The sequence below is a fragment of the Coleofasciculus sp. LEGE 07092 genome (assembly GCF_015207375.1).
Lineage (GTDB): Bacteria > Cyanobacteriota > Cyanobacteriia > Cyanobacteriales > Coleofasciculaceae > LEGE-07092.
On sequence record NZ_JADEWY010000030.1, the window covers coordinates 34,053 to 53,450 of the forward strand.

Consider the following 19,398-nt stretch of genomic DNA (forward strand, 5'->3'; position numbering starts at 1 on the left):
TATTTACCATTGCTGAGTGAACTCGATCAAAATATCTGGCGAACCAGCGATCGCAATTCCGAGTAACTGTCTATAAATACTATGATAGTCTAGTCTTTATAGCAATGGGAAGAGAGTGCCAGTGTTCCCTTGTCGAAACCCTAATCATAAAGGTTTTAACAAGGATAGTGTTCCTTCCCCGTTCGATCGTGGCAGGCAGTGCCTGCTGAACTGACAGAAATACACCAAAACAGTTGATACGCCAGCTATTTTGAACATACCCCCTCTAAATCACGGATTTATGAAGTCCTTAATTCCTGAATTCTTCCTGAGTCATCTGAGCAAAATGTTCCATTAGCAACCGATGAATAAAGATGTACCCACCGCCGACTTTTCGCAAAATAATGAGGTCTGTGGCATAGTCCAAGAAGCGAGCGTAGTTCCAGGGACTGTAGCCATTATGCCAGAGGATAAGGCGAAGAGTGAAGTGTTTAATACAAGCTTCGCCAGCACCAAAGAGTCCGAGGAGTATCCCACTGATTACGCCACAAAGAATTGGGATACCGATAATCCAAGAACCTGCGGCTAAACCTACAGCACCGGTCGTTGCTAAAATCAGAGTATATTTAGCCGACTGCCAAATTCCTTGATTCGGTACTGTACTAGTTTCTATACTAGAACCCGTTAATCCCCGCAGCAGGATAAACGTTAATCCACCACTGATAAAGGCACGCAATGCGGCAATTATGGCATCTATTAATCCAGAACTTATTCCAATAACCAGCCCGTAAATCAAGAGGCTGCTAAATCCCACAACCAGTCCAAAGACTAACCCAACAATTAACCCCAGTAACAGATTATCTCTCGCTTTTTTCCATGACCATTTCAGCATTCCTACTGGGTTAATTTGATTACTAATCAATCCAAAAACTAACCCACTGGTAACTGCACTACTGATTCCTAGAATAAGCGCCGCAATTAACACAAATTGTGACGGAATTGTAGTCAGCCAAAGAATTGCTCCAAAACCTATCCCACCGATAAAACAAGCAATCAGTCCAATGCCGATCGCATAGAGCCGCTTTTGACGGGCGCTTTTCAACCAATTCGGCTGCATATGCTCAATTAAAAAGACAGTTTGAGAGGTCTGAACCATCCTCTGCGCCAGCCAAATCAGCCAGCGTTTAGCTTGGTTCTGACTGTAGGGCTGACCCCTTCCCCGACGGCTAAACATCTGCTCAATGTAACGATTAAATAGCTGTTGGCGTCGTTCCTCCACTTTGTTAGTGTGAGGTAACTCTTCTAGGGTTATTCCTTGATAAGCCAAAATCGTGATATTGAGCATTAGGGGTGAGGTGACTAACTCTTGTAGCACGTTATCCCCATCAATTAAGGTTCTCAATCCTGTTAAATCAGTAGCGATGCTATCCAGGTAATGATGGACTTGTTCAAGGGTAAGCGATCGCAAGTAAACTGCACTTTCAAAGGTGAGGCGATTAGAAAGGCTGGAATAGTCTCTGATGCGGCTAGTTACGACGATTTCGGGGCAATACTCCTGATAAAAACTATTTAAGGCAGCAACACACGCCTCTCGATAGTCGGCTCGAACTTCATCTAAACCATCTAATAGCAGTAAAAGTTGCTGCTCTTTAACCCAAGGCTGTCCAATGGGCTTAGGAACCTGATAGTTGGTGTTGAGTTCCTCCACCAGCCAATCCGCAATACTCTGTTTTTTATTCCCCCAAGAAGAAAGGTTAAACACGACTGGAATTAAATGGTTAATGTCTTGTTGAGCGCGATTAATCAAATCTCGTGTTAGTTCCAACAAGGTAATGGTTTTGCCCGATCCCGGTTCTCCTAAAATCAGTAAAGAGCGTCCCTCCCCAAGTTGATCGAACAGGTTAATAATTTGAGTCCCTGCGGGCAACGGTTCTGGCGGTTCGTCGAGTGCCTTAGCGACCATCTTTAGAGGGTGAACAACGGCATCGTGTTTCTTCTCCAAACCCAGTTCAATGGGGACTTGGTCGTGTAGGGCAGTTTCCAGAACGCCTTGAACCCAATAGTGATTGACTTTATTGAGCAAAACCTGACGGTTGTAGTACTCCTGTCGGCTGAGTTGCGGGAATTCTGCCAGATCAAGTCGCAAACCGACTTGTGCAGATACCTCCTGAATCCAATTCAGGTTAAAAACCGACTCGTAAAGGCGGTTGCCAATCCTTAATTTGCCCTGCTGCTTAATTACTAATCCCGCCAGTCGCAGTGCCATTTGTTCGGGAGTGTCATCTGCGCCGACTTCTCCTTGTTTCAAGAGTTGTCGGTACAGTCTCAGCAAGGTTCCGGTGCGTTCTTTATCAGCCAGCAAGCGGTTGCGAATCGTTCTGAGATGTTCTGGCTCATCGTAGACTTCCCAATTTTCGATAATACGCGATCGCACTAAGTTTTCAATCCATGCCGCTTCCTGTCCCACCGGAATTGCCGCCCCATTGTTTAGAATTAGCTGGCAAACTTTCTGGGTAAGAAACGGCTGTCCTCCTGTCCAAGTCAGTACTTGAGCGAGAAATGCCTCCGGGTTATTAGACACTCTGGCTAATCCCAAGGCTAGGGGTTGAGCTTCCTGAAATTGAAACCCCCTTAATTCAATAGCTCGACCAATATTGAACGGAGTGCTGTAATTTGTTTCTTGAATCAAGTCTGATGGCGTTGCCACTCCCAATAGAGCAAAGGTGAGGCGCTGGTATGGGGGATCGTCAGCACGCTTATTATAGCAGGCGCGAATTAAGGCAAAAAAATCGTCTACTTTAAAATTGAGGCTGAGGACGCTATCAATTTCGTCGAAAAAAATAACTAAACTTTGCTCGATTTCCGTGAGCAAGACTTCGCGGATAAATTCTCCTAACCGCTGTACTGGGGAAAGGGATTCGCGGTCGCACCACCACGTTAGAACATCAATTTTATCTAAAAGCTCGAAACTACTTGCCAGTGTATAAATAATACCAGCATACCACTGCTCTTGATTCACCTCTTGACTGCCAATTGCCGTTAAATCAATGGCACAACAGGCAGCACCCTCTGCCTCTAGCCGTCGCATTGTCTGTACCCGCAAACTAGACTTACCCATCTGTCGGGCATTAAGGACATAACAAAATTCTCCCGCCTGCAACCCTTGATAAAGGTTAATGTCAGCCTGTCTGGTGACATAGGTAGGGGCATCAAGGGGTAGGCTTCCCCCAACTTGATAATCGTAGGTTGAGTAGGGTTGGAAACTCATACATAAATTCTACTGTTCGGGAATGGCACTCACAGCTTGAGGCGAAAATAGTAGCGGTATAAATTACATCGAGGTGTTACTTGATTTCCCTGTAACAGCACCAGTCCCATGCTGTGCAACTTAAAACCCTGCATGGGTGTCAATCGCACCGGGTAAGGCGTATCGACAGCTTTTTTTAGAGCCATCGCTAACTCTCGATGCTGTTGTAAATCCCACAACTGCTGTCTTAAATGGTTGCCATACAAGCCATGATTTGTGGGTGCGGTTTCCAGAAGTTGCTTTAACGTTATCTCAAAACGAGCAATCGACTCGATAGCCTTTCGCACGAGGTAAGGATGTCCACCCACCATTGCCATTAACTGCTCAACCTCAGTTGTACTCCAACTCAGTCCGTATCGTTGAGCAAGTTCGAGTACCATTGCAGGTTGAAATTCCGATAATTCAATCGGTAGTCCGACATTAAAGGGTGATTGATTCACGGACATCGGCACAAAAACTTCTGTGGAGTGGATGAGGATTAACCGGAGTTTTTGCCAAATTTCTCGATTTTTGGCTTCTTCGTGCCACGCCCGCAACAACCCGAAAAAATCAGCAGCGAGTTTAGGATAGTTAAACATGACATCCACCTCATCCAAGGCTAAAACCAGGGGATTAGTTGTAGTTGCCAGCAAATACCGCTCAAAGTAAAAGGTGCAAGCCGTCTTGCTGCCTAAAATTGGGTTCCAATATTCTGTGAACCGTTCGGGTAACTCTAGCTGTAGAGCAATACGGGTACAAAATTCTTGCAAAAATTGCGTCAAATCAGCAAATAATTGAGTGTTTGTCAACTGAACGTTTAACGATATAGTTGTGTAGCCTTGCTGAGTGGCTTGATCGAGAATCTTTGTCATGAGCGAGGTTTTGCCCATCAGTCGAGGGGCTTTGATGCGGATTAAGGCACCCGGTTTGAGAAATTCTTGGTGACAGCGTTGGTCAATTTCTGGGCGTTCCACATAGAAAGCATCAGCTTGTTGAAGTAACTCGTGCTGTCTTGGGTTCATCCTAGCGGGGGGTTCGCTGAAGTTGACTCGATTCATGGCTAGATAGGGGTATACTTCACCCTTTTGTTGTAGTACCTAGATGAGTCGGTTTGTGTTTTTGTGTAGGAACATTTCACAGGTGTGAACGAGTTTACAAACCATTCCCGATCAAAATAAATGATGCCCAATAATAAGGATGGTTGAAACGATTTACCACCTCGTTCTCTGGCGAGAGCTTCTGGTGTTTTCCCATCACCGCAATCGTTCCTCGCTGTTTCCCCAATGCCCCACCCTTATCCGCAATCAGGGTAAGCTGCGCTTGTCGTAACGCTTCTGCTTTGGTGAGATTCTCCTCTTGCAATCTCCTGTAAAATGCATTCATCAACATTTGAGTGCCGCCATCATCGACTGACCACAAAGACGCCATGACTGCTTTGGCACCAGCTTGTTGCATCAGATAGCCAAATCCCAGAATCTCTTCACCGGTTCCGAACTCGCCACCGACACCGGTTTCACAGGCACTCAGCACGACTAAATCCACATGGGGGAGATTCCAGGTTTGAACCTCTCGGAGAGTGACGCGATCGCCATTACCAAATACAATAAATGAATCATCCGGTTTTCCCGGTACAAACGCCGCATGGGTTGCCAGATGCACGACATTATAATCTTGCATCTTCGGCACAAAGGTTTCGGGAGTGAACTCGTCATCTAAAAGAGTTGTCGTGTTTGGCACTGTTGCTGCCAAGTTTTCCACTTCCACACCAGCAAAGGGTAATCCTGTCAACTCAAACTGCCTGGAACCGACACTAAAGTGGTAACGCCCTTGGGTCAAACCCCCCGCTAAAACACGCAGTTGAGTTGGAGGTTGGGTATCGAGTTCATTCAGGGTCGCTGCTGTAATATTATTAATACTGAAACGCTCTACTAACCACTGGTTGCCATCATGTAAAGCTGCCAGAGGAATGTAACGTAATTGAGCATCGGGCGCATAAAGAATAGTTTTGGCTTGCGCCATTCTCAGGTCTGATTCAATGGGTTTAATCAGCCAGTTATAAAGCTGTTGTGCGGGAAGTTTGGCATCAGTATTGGGACTAGATAAAGCGCGACGGAATTCAACAATAGCGTGCTGCAACTCTTCTGAGTTAACAGCAACGGTTCGGTGAATGGGCGGTGAGTCTGGTGTCACGAGTACCAATTCCAGTCGATTGGGAAGAATTAGGGGATACAGCAAAACTGCATCTGACTGAAGGTTATCTCGCACGGTATTTAAATGAGTCAGGGGTAAATTTTGCTCTTGAGTGGTTTCAGTGAGCTGTTTTCTAACCGATTTAACCGTATCTGTGTGAATAAATTCGTTGAACCGTTGAACAATTTGTGATTGCCATTTTACCAGTTGGGCAATTTGCTGCTGTTCTTCAACCGTTCGCTGGGATTCGGGAATTTTCAATAACGCTGTGAGTTCTTTTCCAATTTGAATTTCGCGACCTTGACTGGCATTATTCTCTACTCTGACGGGTTCTGCTGGCGAAATTTCATTCACACCTGAGTCAGTGGATTGATGCCCTCGCCCGTTACTCAAGTAATTTTCTAGTTCTGTTACTTCAAGCAATTCTATTATCTGTCGAGCTTCGCTGACTTGATGTTGCTGAAGTAAGCGGTCAGCTTCTTGACGATAGGCACTGGCTGTTTTTTGATGAGGTAAGATGCTGGGATGTTTGTCAGAAACCTCTAGGAGTGTACGGCTGTGTACTCCGACAGAAGGTAAATTTACGGCAATGGGATGCATCTGAGCAAAGTATCGAGCCGTCTCGGTGAATGCTTTTAAAGGATTACTCAGTGCGAGTGCAGCTACTGTAGTAACTGTCAGAACTTCAGCAAGAGAATTTCTCTGGGAAACGGTGAGCTTCATCTTCAATAACTTGGGAAAGATGGCTGTATAGTTCTGACTATTCCAAAGAAATCAAGCTGCTGGGGACGCTGTGAAGTCAAGACTCACAGAAGAGTAGTTCAGCAACGATTCGATACACCTGTGTGAAAAATGCCCGAGACTGCCAGCAGTGATAGTGATCTCGAAAATCTTAATTTACTTAAACCTTGGCTTACAGTTTTTCTCATTTCACATTTATCGGTTGGCTTTTTCAGATTAATCGCATTGATGAATCGAATGCGAGGTGCTATTCCCGACACCTTATATTCAGAAGATTTCTTATTTACCTCTGCCTAGAGTAATATAAGAGCGATATATTGCTAGAGTTAAAGAATATGGACAATTATAATGAATCAAGCGGAGTTTACACAGGCATTGGCAGGGCTAACCCCTCGACAGGAAGAGGTGTTGGTCAAAATTTTGGTGGGTGAAAAAGATGCCGAAATTGCCAATCAACTGCATATCACTCAAGGGACAGTCAGAAAACACGTTGAAAATATCTGTAAAACCTTTGGTTTAAGTGATCTGCAAGATCCAGGCTTCAATCACCGTCCTGACTTGATTGCCCTCTTTGCCAAGTACAGACCGGATTTATTCAGTGGGGGAACTCAAACACATCCCAATCGTACCAAAATTTTACTCAGTTACTATCGCGGTACAAACCCAGACAAAAGCCTTGCTGATCAGTTAGAAGATACGTTACAAGCTTCCGGCTATGACATATTCGTTGCCAGCAACAGTCGGCGCATGGCAACCAACGGACTGCGACAAATATGTACCCAACTTAACCAATGTGATGGCGTATTGATACTGCTGTCAAAGGGAGTAGCGGGTAGTGAAATGGTGACGGAAGAGGTACGGCTAGCAAAAACTTTGCGCGATCGCACTCCAGAAGGTAAGCCTTGGATCGTACCCATTCTCATCAATTGTCCCATAAACTCACTCAACCACGACCTGCGCGGTTATCTACAAGGGATGCCCCAACAGGAGTGGCACTCAGCCGAGGATACTAGCGCGATCGCCCAAGCCGTCCTAGAATTACTTTCATCTGGGGTGAGTCGGGATAGTGCCTTTACACCTCTAAAAGGAACTGCGAAAATTGTGCGATCGCCCATTCCCGATACCCTCACCCTCAATAGTCCACCTCAACCGGTGGCAGAACCGGAGTTACCGAGGGGACAGGTTGAACTAGCCTCTGCCTTTTATGTAGTGCGATCAAGAATTGACAATCGCTGTTACGAAGAAATTGCCAAACCTGGTGCCTTGATTCGCATTAAAGCCCCCCGACAGATGGGCAAAACTTCATTGATGGCAAGAATTCTCCATCACGCCACAACGCTAAAGTACCGAACCGTACCTCTCAGCTTTCAGTTGGCAGATAGCAGCGTGTTTAACGATTTGGATCGATTTTTACAGTGGTTCTGTGCCGTCATCGCCCTAGAACTCCAGTTACCCGATCAGTTGGCTAAGTATTGGAACGGGGTTTTTGGTAGTAAAATTAGCTGTAAGTCTTATTTCGAGCGGTATTTGCTGACTAACGTTACTGAGCCTTTGGTGTTGGGGCTTGATGAAGTAGACCGAGTGTTTCAATATCCTGAACTTTCTTCTGATTTCTTTGGTTTGTTGCGGGCGTGGCACGAAGAATCAAAGAATCGGGAAATTTGGCGCAAACTCCGTTTAGTGGTGGTGCATTCGACAGAAGTTTACGTTCCAATGGATATTAATCAGTCACCTTTTAATGTCGGGCTACCGATTGAATTACCCGAATTTAATACAGAACAAATAGAAGAACTAGCAGCACGGCACGGATTGGCTTGGGGTGCCAGTGAGGTTGAACAACTGATGGCAATAGTAGGAGGTCATCCCTATCTGGTGCGACTAGCACTCTACCACATCGCCCGACAGGAAATGACACTGGAGCAATTATTAGAAACAGCACCCACTGATTCGGGACTCTACAGCGACCATTTACGGCGACATTTATGGATGCTATCCCAGCAACCTACCTTAGCGGCTGCGTTTAATAAAGTGGTAATAGCAGAAAAACCTGTACAATTAGAACCAATTCATGGGTTTAAGTTGTACAGCTTGGGGCTAGTCAATCTTCAGGGTAATGAAGTAACACTTCGCTGCGATTTGTATCGTCAGTATTTCCGCATTCGTTCAGGGAATTTTATATCTTCATCGTCTTAGATTATAGTGTTAAAACTTCTGAAAATACTGATTTAAAGCGTTAAAATGACAAAAGATACCGATTGTGCCAATGTAATCGAGACAATTGGTGGTGCGATTGTCTGTTATCGTTAAGCAAAAGCATTAAACGTAGGATTGAGGCGTGCCGTACTTAATTCGCGAACCCGATACTTCCAACCAACGGATTTACGAACTGGGATTCGGCGTCAACAAGATTGGACGCGAGAAGGATAATCTTATTGCGGTACTCGATGGCAGTCTTTCCCGCCATCACGCTGAGATCAGCATAACTGGCGATCGCATTATCCTTAATGATAAGCAAAGTCTCAACGGCACCTTTGTCAATAAAAAACGAATTAATCGCTGCCAACTCAAATACGGGGACTTCATTGAGTTTGGCAACGTTGTTTTCCAGTTGGTTCACACGATTAAACCCGCTCCACCGACATTGCTTGAGAATCAAGCCTCAGCACTTTCCATCGTCAGGCGAGTCAAACCCGAAGTTACCCGCATCACGAGGTATAGTTCCCCCTATCCTGATAACCTCGGCAACTCTATCCTCATCCTCCAGCAACCCGACGCGCAACAGCGGGCAATGGATAAGCTGGAAATTTTACTGGAAGTGAGCAGGCAGCTTGCCGTCCCCATGAAACCCGAGCAACTGTTAGGAAAAATTCTAGATTTGCTGTTTAAGATTATGCGGGTAGACCGAGCCGCTATTCTCTTAATCAACGAAACAACGGGGCACTTTGAGTGCAAAGCCGTCAAATCCCAGCCTAAAATTCCGGCTGACTATACATTCTACAGCCAAAAAATTGTTGAATTCGTTCGCGATAAGAAAGATGCTATTTTATCTGACGATGCCTATTTAGACTATAAATCCGAATCCATTGTCAGAGAAGGAATTCATGCGGCAATGTGTGTCCCTTTAAAAAGTCGAGAGGCAATTATTGGGGTGCTATATGTCGATAATTTATCCCTCTCCGCCATTTATTCAGACGAAGATTTGGAGTTTCTCACCTGTCTAACGAACCAAGCGGCAATCGCCCTTGACAATTCCCAACTTTTCATCAAGATGCAAGCGGAGGCTGTGCTGCGGAATAAACTAGAGCATTTCTTTCCCCAAGCCGTCAGTCGCAAGCTTCGGGAAGAGGGAAAGTTAGAGATTGTCGATACAGAAGTCACGGCATTATTTTCTGATATCAGCGGCTTTACCCAAATGTCCTCTACAATGAAACCACGCCAGGTGATTGAAATGCTCAATGAGTATTTTAAAGTCATGGTAGAGGAGATTGTTTTTCCCTATGAAGGCACTCTTGAAAAATATATCGGAGATGCTTTATTAGCAGTTTGGGGTGCGCCTTACCAGCAGGCGGATGATGCTAACCGTGCTGTCCGAGCGGCTATTGAGATGCAGTGGGCGGTACGTCGTTTAAATCAGGAATGGGTTAAACGTTACCAACAACCTTTGCAAATTCATATTGGACTTAATACGGGAAAAGTGGCAGCCGGTAATATTGGTTCGGGAAAACTCATTCAATATGCCACGATTGGCGATACGACAAATGTCACGAGTCGAATTTGCAGCGCAGCGCAGGCTGGTCAAATTCTGATTTCTGAAAGTACGGTTGATAAATTGAGTGAGCCAACAGTCCCTCTTAAAAAAATGAATCCGGTTCAGGTGAAAGGGAAGGAACACCCGTTACAGCTTTACCGCGTCCTCTGGGGTCAAGTGAAGCCAAACCCATAGGCATTTGAGCGATCGCACAATCAAAAATAAAAACTCATGGTTTACTTAATTTAGCGGAAGCAGTTGCGATCGCTTCAGCCAGATGGCATAAAATTCTGTGCAAATATAAATTTTTGTAAAAAAAACGAGCCTTTGCCGTAAAGTTCTCCTCCGATGCCTGAGACAGAAATAACAGCCAATTGCACAGAATCACGCAAATGAAACGGACGAGGATTAAGGTTTTAACAACCAACAACCTTGAAATATCGGGAGAAGTCACTCTTTTTACACCTGTGAGCAGCGATCGCTCCAAACTTTCAGATCTGCTCAACGGTTCTCGAAATTGTATTGTTCTGACTGATGTAGAAGTGAATGAAAACGGGCGGCAACCTGTTAAGATGCCCTTTCTCTACCTTAACAAGCCTGCGATCGCTCTTTTGTCTGAGGCAACGTAACTCAAGAAAGAAGCCACTAAGATAACGTTGCTGTCTGAATGAGGTGTTGGGACTTGTCCAAACCTGCTCCACTCATACTACACTCATTGCAGGAAATTATGAAAGACATCTCATGCCAACTCTTAAGAGAGGCAACCAGCCAAGTATTCGTTTCAAGAAAACCTCAATAACCATTTTTGGTTTCCTTCGCAACCCTAACGTTCTACTCGGCGTTCTGCTCTCTATCAGCATCATCACCAGCAGAACCCTAGCGCAAGATGCCCCCATCTATAGCCAAAAGGATATCTTTCATCCTGTTATCGCTCAAAATGGCATGGTTGCTTCTCAAGAAAGCTATGCCACTAAAGCAGGTTTAGAGGTGTTACAAGAAGGAGGCAATGCTATTGATGCGGCTGTAACTATTGGATTTACACTAGCTGTAACTTTACCGGAAGCAGGCAATATCGGCGGTGGTGGTTTTATGCTGGTGCATTTGGCACAAGAAAACCAAACGATTGCTCTTGATTATCGAGAAAAAGCACCCAAAGCGGCAACCCGCAATATGTTTTTGAATGAAGCTGGTGAAGTTGACTCTGAAAAATCTCAAAATAGTTATTTAGCCGTTGGCGTTCCTGGCACTGTAGCTGGCTTGACAATGGCACTGGAGAAATATGGCACAATTTCTCTCGAACGCGCCTTGCAACCTGCTATTGAATTGGCAGAAAACGGAATGCAAGTTTCTGAATTTTTGCACAATTCTTTAGTGGCTGTCAAAGACTCTATGCAAGTCTCTCCTGCCAGTATGGAAATTTTTTACAAACCTGGAGTAATTCCCTATGAAGTGGGGGAAATTATACTCCAAAAGGACTTAGCTAGAAGTTTAAGACAGCTTACTCAAGACGGTGCAAAGGCATTTTACCAAGGTGCGATCGCAGATGCCATTGTTGCAGATATGGCAGCCAACGGTGGTTTAATTACGAAAGAGGATTTAGCGGACTACAAACCTGTCATCCGAGAACCCATTCGAGGAACCTATCGAGGATATGAAATTTATTCGATGCCGCCTCCGAGTTCCGGTGGTGTTCATCTGATACAAATGTTAAATATCTTAGAAGGATTTCCGATTGGCGAACTCGGGCATAATACGGCAGAAACCATTCATATAATGGCAGAAACGATGAAGTTAGCCTATGCTGATCGTTCTAAATATTTGGGCGATCCTGATTTTGTCGATGTACCGGTGGCTGGCTTAACGTCAAAGCTCTATGCTAATCAACTCCGCCGCCAAATCAATCGTGAGCAGGCAACACCTAGCCAAAAGATTGCACCCGGAAATCCAAATGTATTCACCGAAAGTAACAACACCACTCATTATTCGGTTATGGATAAAGAGGGAAATCTTGTTGCTAATACTTACACCTTAAACTTCAGTTATGGCAGTAAATTAACAGTACCTGGAACAGGGATTTTACTTAATAATGAAATGGATGACTTCTCAGCTAAACCCGGAGTTCCTAACGCCTTTGGATTAATTGGTGGAGAATTTAATGCCGTTGAACCGGAAAAACGAATGCTGAGTTCAATGACACCCACTATTGTATTAAAACAAGGAAATCCTTTTTTAGTTACTGGGAGTCCGGGGGGGAGTCGAATTATCACGGCAGTTTTACAGCTTATCTTAAATGTTATCGATCACAATATGAATATTGCTGAAGCCACTAATGCGGTTCGTGTACATCATCAATGGCTTCCTGATGAGTTGATGATTGAACAGAGTTTGAATGGGGATACAACTCGCTTGTTAAAGGAGAAAGGACATCAGATTACTGTCGTCGATGCGATGGGAAGTACGCAAAGTATCCTGTTTGTTGATAATACGTTGCAAGGTGCATCCGATCCGAGGCGTCTTGGTGCTTTAACATTGGGATACTGATTGCCGAAAAATTAAGCTGGCACAGCCGAGAAGGATAATCATCTGGAAGCGAAAAGGAACTCCCAAAGCAGTCATCTAGTACAGTGCGGCGGAAATCAAGCTACCATTCAGAATCCATGAAACGCTTGTATTATAAGAATTTTGAATTTTGAATTCCGCGTAGCGGTACTAGTCTGATTGTTTGGGTTTGACAACAACTGGCGATCGTCCTCGTGCAATCAACGCTATTCTTTTTTCGTGAGGCTGTAAGATACACACCTGATTGTTACCAAGCTGAAATACAATAAAATCTCCGTCGAGGTGAGTTGCATTACTCACATTCCAAAATACAAAAGGTGTCTCAAGGGCAAATCCGAATCTTAACTTTTCTGGCTCGTTATAACCCATAATTCCTCCCGCCGCCCAAACGAAAGTCTCATAGTCCCAATTGGTATTTTCAGTCAGTTTGGGAACTGCTCCGAAAGGATAAGGGACACAATTATACCGTTCGGGCGGTTCAGGTATCGAGGCAAGAGATGCCAAATCGGAGAGGATGACTTTGGCATTAACAACAAGATCAAACTTCTCTTCTTCATTTTTGCAGATAGAGAGTCTATCATTCCTATCTGTAGCAATTACATCTTTTATACTCTCTTGATTCTTGCCGTCCAGGTTTGACTGAACCACTTGCTTACCGTCAGAGGTAATGAAGTACAGCCTATAGTCCTTGCTCGGTTGTAGTTGCTCGGCTGAAACCACATCAAGCTGAGTCAACAAACTAGTCTGGCTGTTCAGCCCATACCAGCCGAATAACAGGAGGTAACTGATGCCATGAATAAGAAGTGTAGCTTTGAGAGCTTTTTGGACTGCTTTTTGTTGTTTCCGAAGTAGGAACCAAAAGAATGGGTATTCGATGAATAATGTCAGTATAAAGGCGATTCCGACAAAGAGCCAAAGCCAAACATAGACATTTTCAATAGTAATCGTTGAGATATGGGATAGTCGATCTAGTATCAGTACCATTCCCAACCAAGCGGAGGCGTAGTTGGCGAGAACGAGTACATTGACTGATTTCGATCGGGGTGTGTTAAATAATCTTGAAAGTAGGAGTCCTTCTATAGTACCAATAACCGCATTGCCAATAAAAAGGTGTCCAAATCCAGTCCACATCAACGGTGTTCCCGCATTGGCAAGGACGGGAGTCGGTAAGAGGGCGATCGTAAAAGCCAGAATCGCAACAAGCTTCTTGTTTATTTTCATTTATACTGACTTCTGCCTTTTCAACTATCGTAGTTGATAGACACAAATAAGTACCAGCCTCCAGTTTTTGGGGCTGGATTTTTATACATTTCCATTAATTCCTTTTGTCAAGCCTATTCAAAAGGTCTCATTTCCAGTTGGCTCTTGGTAGACAAAATCTTGCTTCTGATGGCGATAGGAGGCGACAACAGGGTAAACAATACCGCGTAGTCGATTTATGCACCCAACAGGACGATGGACTGCTAGACCATTCCAAGGAGAAAATCGCAGGTTTTCACAGAAATCGTATTGTTTTTCAAAATTAATGATCTGATGCTTGACGGTGAGACGACCTACTGTGAAGAAAGGTGATTCCTTTTCCTTCCAGAGAATCGTGGCATCCTCGATCGACATCTTTGGGCTGGTTTGGAACTGAATGCCAAAGTCCCAACAGTATTGGGCATCAGGTTTTGCCAGAGATTGAATTATGTCATCCCGGTAGTAATTGTCCGGTTGACTGGGATCTAAGCCAAGTGCTTTGGCGCGATTGAAGAAGGGAAGTTTAGGAATTCCAGGTCGAGACTGGAATGGAATTTTGTTGTGTGGAGGTTGGCTTGAAACTGGAGTAAACGCATATTTAATTACAGCAGGATATTCGACAGGAACTAGACCAGTCTTCGAGGCATCAAAATCGGGGTTGAGTCCTAAAGCAGAGGCTGAACTGCTCCAATATTCTTGTGTTAGTAAACTTTTCGGAACCTGGCTCGTACCCTTAAGGAGCGCTAAGAACTGCCTGGGATGTTGATAAAGCCACTTCTTTGTTGCCTCCTTTGATTCAACAACGGCAGAAAAAAAGCCGTAGTAGTCTCTGATGGTTTTAACAAAGAAAAACGCTGAATTATGAACAATAATGTCCTGGGTTTTCGACTCATAGCTTTGCACAAGTCGTTCCCCTTCAACCCTCATCACTTTCACTGCCATTGAGCGAGTGTCTGGCTCGTAATCATTTTTTATTTGGAAGGCTCCGTTGGCAAATCGCAGCCAAACAGGATATTGTTTGGGTAAGGAGAGCAAGCCTTGCTTAAAGGAAATAGAATTAAGCTGCGAATATGTCAACGAGGTGCGTTTCTTCAATTCGCTTTTAATCGCTTCCTCATCAAAGTCAAATATTTCGAGAATTCCTTTAACAGCAGCGTGGCTTTTGGTATGGGTATCTCGCAGCGCCCGCTCCTTGTCCTTATACAGATTATCCATGCGGGTCTTGACTTGCTCGACCAGGAGATCGTAGTATTTGCGTTCATCCTGTTCGGGATACTCTGTAAATAACTTCTGGCTCATATTTACCTTCTTTCGTCGCCGTACAGCTTGTTCATTAGACTTCTAGCTTTTTTTGCTACAAGATAGTATTTGCCTTCCTCAATGCGTGAGGGTGCAGATATCTTTGCACCCCTAATTACCTTGAGCCTTAGTTGTCAGTTACAACTTGATGATTGAAAGTGACTTTGTACTTGCGATCGCCGGGAGGGACATTACGATTCACTAAATCAGAGACAGTTTTGGTATTTTGAATAATTTCCCAACCAACGGGAGAAAAAGTGTCCTTATTAAATATCTTAGGTGATAACAAAGGATTAGTTAATGCTTGGGAGAAAGCATCAATGCCAATTAACCGTGCAACTAGAGGCGGAATTGCTGAATTTTCTCGCACATCTTCGGCGTACAATCCAACAAAAAATTCAATCTTATCAACATGACCATACAATTCTTTTAACTTCTGTTGAGCATATTCATCACCCGTAATTTGATTGAAATCAGTTACCCTTGGAAAACCACACATTTCGCGGTAATCATTATAGCTGGCTAATTGCGCCTGCCGTCCTAGTTTAACACTGGCTAGTTCAGTAACATCAATAAATGTGTAGGGTGTTCCTGCGATCGGAAAATCAGGCGTATTAAACAAACCAATTCTGGTGCCCGGTTGGGAACAAGTCTCTTCCATCAATGCGCCCAACCCTTTATCAATTAACATTTGATTATTCCAAAGGGAATCATACATGGGTGTTTTTTCGCCGTCATAAATAAAGGTTTCAGGAATTGCACTATGCCAGCGATAGACAAGACTAAATTCAAGAGCCATCCAATTTTCTCGATACCAGCTTTCCTTGGCAAAAGCTTCAGGATCGGCAAAGAATTTAAAGTTATAGGGTGTAATGTGGAAAATATACTCTTCCATAATGATATTTAGAACAATCACCATGAGAATATTTCTCGCGGTTTGGAAGAGCCTCTCATCGTCCCATTGCGGATAGTTTTTTGACAGGATATCACAAATCTGATTGTGTTCCCTGATGCATAAAGTGTTGAGCATGACATAGCCAATTTGGACGTTTGCCCGTTCAACTCCCATTGCAAAGAGCTTGGCTTTCTTTTCGGGGGGTTGTCTTTTCTCATCATTAAGGGGTGCATGAAGACCCTCAAATTGAGGATCGACAATACCCTGCTCAGGATCGGCATAATAAAAGAGCGGATATTCTTCTTCTACGCCATCTTTGCGCTTGAGTTTCTGGGTTTTAAATTTACCGTCTTTGAAAGCTCTGATAAGATTTGTCTGTTTACGGGTCAACCCGTAAACATTACACATATCAATTTGATGATTGGAGGTATTTTTGAATCGGTTTTCCTGATCAATCCGCAGAAAACTATCCGTAAACCATTGCACCCAATAGGGAAAAAGCAGAGTCGATTTTGGCGAATAAATTGTTTTTCCGTCTCTTTTTTGGAATAAAACCTTTAAATCTTCGATTTTCGGCAAATTCTCATCTTTGTTAAATTCCGGGTCTGGAGGTAAATGTCGTCCAGTATAAGTTCGGTCTGTAAGTGAATCCCAAGAGATATAGGTATCAGTTTTCTTGGGAATGTTTGTCCCTGGAATGCAGGGGTCTAGAGTCATTAAGCTATGGGGAAGGGGTCGAGTCGGAATTTTATAAATGATACTATTCAGAAAAAACTTGTTGAGTTTACGTTTCAGAGGCTCATAACTTTGAACTAAATCCCAAATTGGTTTGAAATGGCTCAACGTATAAGTTAAAGCTTTGTTGCTGAATCCATCTTTAGAGGTATCTCTTACCATGATTGCTTTTCCTTTTGATTCTTGTAGATTAGCTCGCTTGCTTGTATTCTCTTCTGAGATATTGATGAAGTTTTCTCAGTTCTCTACATTTTTAATTAGTTTGGAGAGAACCTTTTCTAGATTATTTGGGCGGTAGTCCTTTCAGCTTTTCAAAACAACTTTAAGCTTTTTGTCACCACCTTAATTTTGCTTTTATAGCCTGTCTCTAAAGATATAAATATTTTCCAGCCATTTTGCTGACTTTCTGTGGTGTAGATGATATTTATTAAAAAAAGTAATATAACTAAACCTAAGTTAACAATTAGTTGAATTACAAGAAAGACTTTGCTGTACTCAACTTTGATGTCAATAACATCAGAACGCTGATCAATATTTGATGTCATATCCATCGGCGTGGGGAGCAGGGGAGCTAGGGAGAAGAGTAACACCTCAAAAATCTCCGTGTCTCCGTGTCTCCCCCTCTCACCCCTATAACCTCTCACCTCTCACCTGTTCACCCCTGAGTTTTGTAAAGATTTGGCAAAGTTATGCCAAAAGTAGGGATAACTACTACTGCCACCTTCTTCAGAAACGTCTAGTCTTGAATAGAATATTCATACATCCACGGCTAAAGGGTTCTGGTGCTAAAAGTTTCGACATCGGTTGCTCGGGATCAATGCTCTAGCTCTTTTGAGCAGTATGCCAAGATGGACGCTTCTATACTGGTAGTGGGAAGTCAGCAGTTTCTGGGAATTTTTCTAGACCAGATTCGCACGATTACGTTCGGTACGGTTGAGGCGTCTTCTAATCTTGATGATGTCTTATCCGTGGTTCAGGCTAAACAACCTGCTATTTTGATTGTGCAAGCCACACAGCCGGGTAGCTTAGAACTGTGTCATCAAATTAAAGAACAGCTCCATTTGGGCTGGATCTATTGCATTTTTGTGAATGATAAGTCTGAAACGCCCTGCGATGGGATAGTATCAGACTTGCGTCGGGAGTGGGCGGTTCGTGCCGACGCCTTAGAAGGTGGTGCCGATGCGTACTTAGAGTTGACTTCAGCAAGTACGGGAGATCCAGTCACAGCCTTGGCAGAATATCGATTGCTGAAGGCACAACTTCAGGCAGGTTTCCGAAGCGTTCAGTTCTATCAAAAACTACAGCAAACGAATGATTTGCTCTCTACCATGGCACTAGCCGACCCCTTGACAGAACTGAGCAATCGCCGCGCCATGGAGTGGGAGTTACCCCGACAAATTCAAAATGCGCGAACCCATTCAAGTACGGTGAGCGTTATTATGCTGGATGTGGACTATTTCAAAGCCGTCAATGACAACCACGGGCATCAGGTGGGCGACCGCGTTCTCCAGTTGCTGGCAGGTCGATTAAAAAACAACCTGCGGCTTCAAGATACCCTATTTCGTTACGGGGGCGAAGAATTCTTAATCCTCCTCAATCAAACGAATGCTTGGGAAGCTCAAGTGGTCGCCCAACGACTGCGGCGTATCATCTGCGACCATCTCTTTCGCGTTGATGGTAAGTTAGCCCTAGAAGTTACAATCAGCTTAGGGCTTGCTTCTCTAAACGGTTCTGATGATTCTAAAGGCGAGAGTCTGGTGCGACGATCTGACTATAATCTGCGGCTCGCTAAATCCAGTGGTCGCAATCAGGTTTTCTGCGATGGAAATAAGATTTAGCTTGACTCGCCAGAAGCCTGACAATGTTCCTGAATAAGCTTATAGCACTCTGTCACAGGTGTTCGTTTTTCCATCGCTGTCACGAGTGCTTCGTAGGCAGTCCAGTTGTTCTGAAGGAGCGTTTGTGCTTGTAAGGTTGCCCAACGTTCTTTGAGCGTAGACTCGCTGGCAGGACGCCCCAGTGCGGTTAGGGCTTCTCTGAGTTTCTGGCGGTCGTCCAAACCTCCCTCTGTCGTGTCGTAGATTAATGTTTCGGCAGCAATTCCAGCCATCCAAACAGTACAGAATCGGTTTAATGTTAACTGCATTTCGGTAATCGCCAAGGGATTTGGGGACAGTTGTTGAGTATCGAAGGTGACTCCTCCTAATCCCGGTTGTCCTTGTTTTAAGGCTTCCCATGCAGTTAGGGTATAGCCTGTGACTGGAATACCCAACAGATAAGCGATCAGAAAGTGACCAGCTTCATGGCGGAGGATGCGATCGCGATAGTCGCTCCGAGTCCTCGATAGCCAGTCTAACAGCAAGGTAACGCCTTTACCTTGGAAACCTAAGTTGTCTAGAGTGGCAAGACCTAAAATGCTAAATGTGGCTGCGGCAGGGATAGCGGGAGGGATGTTGAAGATGGGTCCGAGGAGTGCCGAGATCGTCACGGTGAAGATACCGATGGCTATTAAATTTAGGGAAGTTTGCTGCATGGTTTAGAGGAGTCAGGGAACAGGAGACAGAAGTCAGGGAGTGGATACTATTCCCAGACTCCATCGCTCTTTCATAAATGTATCAAAACGCAACAATTAGGCACTGCTCCCCCTGCCCTTGTAACACCCATCTCTAAACAGAAGCGTCTAGCAAAACAGGAAAATTCCGCTCCCCAGCTCCCCAGCTCCCCAGC

Annotated in this window: 13 protein-coding genes; 5 read left to right on the forward strand and 8 right to left on the reverse strand. The window is 44.3% G+C overall.

Annotation, left to right across the window (positions count from 1 at the left end):
• Positions 1–289: 289 nt before the first annotated feature.
• From IQ257_RS09760 to IQ257_RS09770, 3 genes are all read right to left on the reverse strand, one after another.
• Positions 290–3,247 carry an AAA-like domain-containing protein gene (locus tag IQ257_RS09760; RefSeq protein WP_193872824.1) on the reverse strand — a complete coding sequence of 986 codons (2,958 nt, stop codon included), beginning with the start codon at positions 3,245–3,247 and terminating at the stop codon, positions 290–292.
• A gap of 29 nt (positions 3,248–3,276) precedes the next feature.
• The gene (locus IQ257_RS09765; RefSeq protein WP_193872825.1) at positions 3,277–4,323 is read right to left on the reverse strand and encodes an AAA-like domain-containing protein; all 1,047 of its coding nucleotides are present in this window, start codon (positions 4,321–4,323) and stop codon (positions 3,277–3,279) included.
• Between the two features lie 94 nt (positions 4,324–4,417).
• Entirely contained in the window at positions 4,418–6,178 is a 1,761-nt protein-coding gene (locus tag IQ257_RS09770; protein WP_193872826.1) for a CHAT domain-containing protein, read from the reverse strand.
• Between the two features lie 366 nt (positions 6,179–6,544).
• Between IQ257_RS09770 and IQ257_RS09775 the strand changes: the two genes are divergently transcribed.
• From IQ257_RS09775 to ggt, 4 genes are all read left to right on the forward strand, one after another.
• Positions 6,545–8,389 (forward strand): AAA-like domain-containing protein, encoded by a 1,845-nt coding sequence (locus IQ257_RS09775; RefSeq protein WP_193872827.1) that lies wholly within the window; start codon positions 6,545–6,547, stop codon positions 8,387–8,389.
• Between the two features lie 142 nt (positions 8,390–8,531).
• Positions 8,532–10,139, forward strand: coding sequence for an adenylate/guanylate cyclase domain-containing protein (locus IQ257_RS09780; protein ID WP_193872828.1), 1,608 nt, complete (start codon positions 8,532–8,534; stop codon positions 10,137–10,139).
• 197 nt (positions 10,140–10,336) lie between these two features.
• Entirely contained in the window at positions 10,337–10,573 is a 237-nt protein-coding gene (locus IQ257_RS09785; RefSeq protein ID WP_193872829.1) for a hypothetical protein, read from the forward strand.
• 112 nt (positions 10,574–10,685) lie between these two features.
• A complete protein-coding gene (ggt, locus tag IQ257_RS09790) occupies positions 10,686–12,485 on the forward strand; it encodes a gamma-glutamyltransferase (RefSeq protein ID WP_193872830.1) in 1,800 nt (599 codons plus the stop codon).
• A gap of 168 nt (positions 12,486–12,653) precedes the next feature.
• Here the strand turns inward: ggt and IQ257_RS09795 are convergent, their stop codons facing one another.
• The 4 genes from IQ257_RS09795 to IQ257_RS09810 all read right to left on the reverse strand — a co-directional run bounded on the left by IQ257_RS09795 (position 12,654) and on the right by IQ257_RS09810 (position 17,261).
• Complete coding sequence (locus IQ257_RS09795; protein ID WP_193872831.1) at positions 12,654–13,724, reverse strand: hypothetical protein; 1,071 nt, start codon at positions 13,722–13,724, stop codon at positions 12,654–12,656.
• 117 nt (positions 13,725–13,841) lie between these two features.
• The gene (locus tag IQ257_RS09800) at positions 13,842–15,041 is read right to left on the reverse strand and encodes a catalase (protein WP_193872832.1); all 1,200 of its coding nucleotides are present in this window, start codon (positions 15,039–15,041) and stop codon (positions 13,842–13,844) included.
• 127 nt (positions 15,042–15,168) lie between these two features.
• Complete coding sequence (locus IQ257_RS09805; RefSeq protein ID WP_193872833.1) at positions 15,169–16,833, reverse strand: peroxidase family protein; 1,665 nt, start codon at positions 16,831–16,833, stop codon at positions 15,169–15,171.
• Between the two features lie 149 nt (positions 16,834–16,982).
• Positions 16,983–17,261 carry a hypothetical protein gene (locus IQ257_RS09810; RefSeq protein ID WP_193933010.1) on the reverse strand — a complete coding sequence of 93 codons (279 nt, stop codon included), beginning with the start codon at positions 17,259–17,261 and terminating at the stop codon, positions 16,983–16,985.
• Between the two features lie 258 nt (positions 17,262–17,519).
• On the opposite strand from IQ257_RS09810, the gene IQ257_RS09815 reads away from it, so the two are divergent.
• Positions 17,520–18,509: a GGDEF domain-containing protein gene (locus tag IQ257_RS09815; protein ID WP_193872835.1), complete on the forward strand. Its 990-nt coding sequence runs from the start codon at positions 17,520–17,522 to the stop codon at positions 18,507–18,509.
• On the opposite strand, the gene IQ257_RS09820 is transcribed toward IQ257_RS09815, so the two are convergent.
• Positions 18,506–19,204, reverse strand: coding sequence for an ATP-dependent Zn protease (locus IQ257_RS09820; RefSeq protein ID WP_193872836.1), 699 nt, complete (start codon positions 19,202–19,204; stop codon positions 18,506–18,508). The two genes, IQ257_RS09815 and IQ257_RS09820, sit on opposite strands and share 4 nt — an antisense overlap.
• Between the last annotated feature and the right edge of the window lie 194 nt (positions 19,205–19,398).

Bases quoted from the DNA above. Each gene is read 5' to 3' on its own strand.
- IQ257_RS09775 (WP_193872827.1), top strand. From the start codon at position 6,545: ATGAATCAAGCGGAGTTTACACAGGCATTGGCAGGGCTAACCCCTCGA.
- IQ257_RS09805 (WP_193872833.1), bottom strand. From the start codon at position 16,833: ATGGTAAGAGATACCTCTAAAGATGGATTCAGCAACAAAGCTTTAACT.
- IQ257_RS09765 (WP_193872825.1), bottom strand. From the start codon at position 4,323: ATGAATCGAGTCAACTTCAGCGAACCCCCCGCTAGGATGAACCCAAGA.
- IQ257_RS09795 (WP_193872831.1), bottom strand. From the start codon at position 13,724: ATGAAAATAAACAAGAAGCTTGTTGCGATTCTGGCTTTTACGATCGCC.
- IQ257_RS09785 (WP_193872829.1), top strand. From the start codon at position 10,337: ATGAAACGGACGAGGATTAAGGTTTTAACAACCAACAACCTTGAAATA.
- IQ257_RS09760 (WP_193872824.1), bottom strand. From the start codon at position 3,247: ATGAGTTTCCAACCCTACTCAACCTACGATTATCAAGTTGGGGGAAGC.
- IQ257_RS09800 (WP_193872832.1), bottom strand. From the start codon at position 15,041: ATGAGCCAGAAGTTATTTACAGAGTATCCCGAACAGGATGAACGCAAA.
- IQ257_RS09770 (WP_193872826.1), bottom strand. From the start codon at position 6,178: ATGAAGCTCACCGTTTCCCAGAGAAATTCTCTTGCTGAAGTTCTGACA.
- ggt (WP_193872830.1), top strand. From the start codon at position 10,686: ATGCCAACTCTTAAGAGAGGCAACCAGCCAAGTATTCGTTTCAAGAAA.
- IQ257_RS09820 (WP_193872836.1), bottom strand. From the start codon at position 19,204: ATGCAGCAAACTTCCCTAAATTTAATAGCCATCGGTATCTTCACCGTG.
- IQ257_RS09815 (WP_193872835.1), top strand. From the start codon at position 17,520: ATGGACGCTTCTATACTGGTAGTGGGAAGTCAGCAGTTTCTGGGAATT.